Consider the following 4,016-nt stretch of genomic DNA (forward strand, 5'->3'; position numbering starts at 1 on the left):
CGAACTGCATTGCCCACAGTTTCGGCGCACCGGTCACCGTGACCGCCCAGGCGTGGGTCAGGAATGCATCGAGTGAATCGAAGCCCGGCCGCAGCACGCCTTCGACGTGATCGACGGTGTGGAACAGTTTTGAATAGGTCTCGATCTGCCGCCGCGCCAGCACCTTGATCGTGCCGGGCACACAGATGCGCGCCTTGTCGTTGCGGTCGACGTCGGTGCACATGTTGAGTTCGAATTCATCCTTCTGCGAATTCAGAAGCTGCCTGATCTGTTCGGCATCGCCGATGGCGTCGACGCCGCGCGCAATGGTGCCGGATATCGGACAGGTCTCGATCCGCCGGCCGTCGGAGCGCACGAACATTTCCGGCGATGCCGACACCAGAAATTCGCCGTCGCCGAGATTCATCAGCGCGCCATAGGGCGACGGGTTGATGACGCACAGCCGCTGAAACACTTCGGCCGGCGAACGCTCACAGGGTTCGCCGAACAATTGTCCGGGCACCGCTTCGAACAGGTCGCCGCGCGCAAAGGCGGCGCGCGCCGTTTCCACCGTGGCCTGATACTCGCCCGCCGCATGATCGGAAAAGGCCTGCCGCGGCTGGCGGGCATAAATGCTCTCGGCGGTCTCGCGCGACAACCCTTCAGACGACCTGCCGTTCCAGGCGAAATCGTAACTCAACACCACGCCGCGCGCCGTGGCCCGGTCGTAAGCGAGCAGACGATCGGGCACGAACAGCACGACGTCGCGCTGATCATTCTCGCGCTTGCGCTTCTGCACGAGGTCCTCGATCTGGAACACGAGGTCATAGGCAAAGGCGCCAAACAGGCCGAGCAGAGAATCCTCGCTCGATCCGAACGCGGCAACCATGTCGCGCACCAGCGACATCACGCTGGCACGGCGGGTACGCTGGTCCTCATCGACCGGGGCATCGCCGCGCAGGATATGGCCGGCAAGGCGGCTAGCGCTGCGCTCGGTAATGACCACGCAAGGCTCGCGCAGCACATCGCCAAGGAAGGCGATCAGGACCTCGCCGCGCGCATTGAGCGCGGAGAGCGAGAATTCCACGCCCGTGGTCTGCAACTGGAGCGGCGGATCGGCAAAGCCGAGGTCGAAACTCTCGTAGCGGCCCGGCACCGTGGTGCCGGATGACAGCACGACGCCGCGGCGGCGATCGAGCAGTTCGATCAGATCGTCGAGCCGGCTCGCGCCGCCCGGGAAATGCTCGACCGAGCGGCTCACCAGAAGTCCACCGCGGGTGCGGTACTCGCTGCGGTCAGGCAGGGTGAAGACGGTCCTGTTCATGTGATCCTCTTACGCAAGTTGCCGAGGGAACGCCACACAGGACAAACGAAGGCCGCCTGCAATGGCGGCCCCTGAACGATGAAAGTTAACGCAAATCGCACCGGCCACCTCTTTTTAGGAGGTGCGCCACCAACGACGGAAGGTGTGAACGGCGGTGCTCATTGGATTGTTATCACCATGGCCCGGCAGGCCCGTCAAGGGCGAATGGGCGGTGTCACCCTCTCCCACAAGGGGAGAGGGTGAGAAGCTTCTAGCCCAGATGTTTGTGGAAGAACGCCGTGGCGCGGTCCCAAGCCAGTTCCGCGGCCTTGCGGTCGTGTACCGACATCCGCTGCTCGTTGACGAAGGCGTGGTCGGCCTCATAACGGTACAGCTCGAGCGACTTGCCCGCTTCTTTCATCGCCTTCTCGAAGCCGTCGACCAGTTGCGGCGTGCACCAGTCGTCCTTGCTCGCGAAATGCGCCTGCAACGGAATCCTGACGTCCGCGGGCTTGGCGGCGGCCTCCGGCGGAATGCCGTAGAACACCACGCCCGCGGTCAGTTCCGGAATTTTGGTCGCGCCGATGATGGTCACCGCGCCGCCGAGGCAAAAGCCGGTCAAGCCGACCTTGGCGCCATTGCGCGCGAGATATTGCGCAGCCCCCCGCACGGTCTGCGTCGTCGCATCCATGAAGTCGAGCGAGTTCATCTCTTTGCCGGCAGCGTCCGTGTCGTGATACGGCACGACCTTGCCCTTGTAGAGATCGGGCGCCAGCGCATCGAAGCCGGCGCGCGCAAAGCGATCGCACAGACCCTTGATCTGGTCCTGAAGCCCCCACCATTCCTGGATGACGACAACCCCTGGCGCGTCGCCCTTGGCGGCGTTGGCGAGGTAGCCGCTGGCTTCCTTGCCGTCCGGACGTTTGAAGGAGATGACGGTGCCCATGGTTCCTCCGATTTCTGAAGACGGGATTTTCGCGGTCATTCTGGCCGCTCCAGGGTACGGACGCAATTCACATCCATCCCGTTCCGGCATCACCGGGTGCCGCGCATAAAAAAAGCCCCTCGCGGGGCTCTTTTGTTTTTCAGGCTCTGACGAAGATCAGTGTGCGTCGGCCCAGACCTTCTTTTTGGTGAAGTACATCAAGCCGGCAAACAGGATCAGGAACACGAACACCTGGAAGCCCAGCTGCTTGCGCGCCTCCATCTGCGGCTCCGCCGCCCACATCAGGAAGGTCGAGATGTCGTGGGCATACTGTGGCAGCGTCGCCGGCGCGCCATCGTCGAACGTCACCTGCCCGTCGGCGAGCGGCTTTGGCATCTTGATGGCGTGGCCGGGGAAGTACTTGTTGTAGTAAGTCCCTTCCGGCAGCTTCACGCCGGCCGGCGTGTTTTCATAGCCTTGCAGGATCGCCGAAACGTAGTTCGGGCCCTGCTCCTGGAACTGGCTGAAGAAGTCGAAGATGAAGCGCGGGAAGCCACGCTCATAGGAACGCGCCTTCGCGATCAGCGACAGGTCCGGCGGCAGGCCGCCGCCATTGGCCGCACGCGCCGCCTGCTCGTTCGGGAACGGCGACGGGAAATAGTCGGCGGGCCGTCCGGGGCGATCGAACATGTCGCCGGCATCGTTCGGACCGTCCTTGATCTTGTATTCGGACGCGAACGCCGCCGCCTGCGCCGCCGAATAGCCGGGGCCGCCGGCATCGGCGAGATTGCGGAAGGCGATGTACGACAGTCCATGGCAGTTCGAGCACACTTCCTTGTAGATCTTCAGGCCGCGCTGCAGCGAGCCGCGGTCGAACTTGCCGAACGGGCCGGCAAACGACCAGCTCTGCGACGGCGGGGTCTCCTGCTCCTCGGCCTTCGCGTTTTGCACGCTGCCGGCCATCAGGCCGCCCGCGAGCGCGAGCGCGATCACGGTGGAAACCATCGGCGTCGCCTTGCTGCCGGTCTTGGCCAGCACGTCGTCGGCGATCGAATTCGGCACCGGTCGCGGCGTTTCGATCCGCGACAGCAGCGGCAGCAGGATCAGGAAGTAGGCGAAGTAGCAGACAGTGAGGATGCGTCCAATGATAACGTAGACACCTTCCGGCGGCTGGGCGCCGAGATAGCCGAGGCCGATGCAGACCACGACGAACATCCAGAAGAACTGCTTGGCCAGCGGCCGGTACTTCGACGAGCGCGTCTTGGCGCTGTCGAGCCAGGGCAGGAACGCCAGCACGATGATCGCCGAGAACATCGCGATCACGCCCGCGAGCTTGTTCGGGATCGAACGCAGGATCGCGTAGAACGGCAGGTAGTACCATTCGGGCACGATATGCGCCGGGGTCACGCCGGGATTGGCGGGAATGTAGTTGTCGGCATCGCCGAGATAGTTCGGCATGTAGAAGATGAACCAGGCGTAGAAGATCAGGAAGCAGGCGACGCCGAACATGTCCTTGATGGTGGCGTAGGGCGTGAACGGCACGGTGTCCTTTTCCGTCTTCGCCTCGACGCCGGCCGGGTTGTTCTGGCCCGCGACATGCAGCGCCCAGACGTGCAGCACGACGACGCCGGCGATCAGGAACGGCAACAGGTAGTGCAGCGAGAAGAAACGGTTCAGCGTCGGATTGCCGACCGAGTAGCCGCCCCAGAGCAGCGTCACGATGCTGTCGCCGACGTAAGGAATGGCCGAGAACAGATTGGTGATGACGGTGGCGCCCCAGAAGCTCATCTGGCCCCACGGCAGCACGTA

The 4,016-nt window shown here is 63.6% G+C and carries 3 protein-coding genes; all 3 read right to left on the reverse strand.

The genetic code is table 11. From position 1 onward, the window contains the following. Positions 1-1,303: anthranilate synthase component I (locus VFL62_RS10545; protein WP_325172318.1), on the reverse strand; the 1,303-nt coding region annotated here is incomplete at its 3' end. 250 nt (positions 1,304-1,553) lie between these two features. Further along, entirely contained in the window at positions 1,554-2,228 is a 675-nt protein-coding gene (locus tag VFL62_RS10550) for a dienelactone hydrolase family protein (RefSeq protein ID WP_325172320.1), read from the reverse strand. Between the two features lie 156 nt (positions 2,229-2,384). Continuing rightward, the coding region (locus tag VFL62_RS10555) for a cytochrome c1 (protein ID WP_325172319.1) at positions 2,385-4,016 on the reverse strand (1,632 nt) is incomplete at its 5' end.

It is taken from the genome of Bradyrhizobium sp. (assembly GCF_035701725.1).
Taxonomy (GTDB): Bacteria; Pseudomonadota; Alphaproteobacteria; order Rhizobiales; family Xanthobacteraceae; genus Bradyrhizobium.

Bases quoted from the DNA above. Each gene is read 5' to 3' on its own strand.
- VFL62_RS10550 (WP_325172320.1), bottom strand. From the start codon at position 2,228: ATGGGCACCGTCATCTCCTTCAAACGTCCGGACGGCAAGGAAGCCAGC.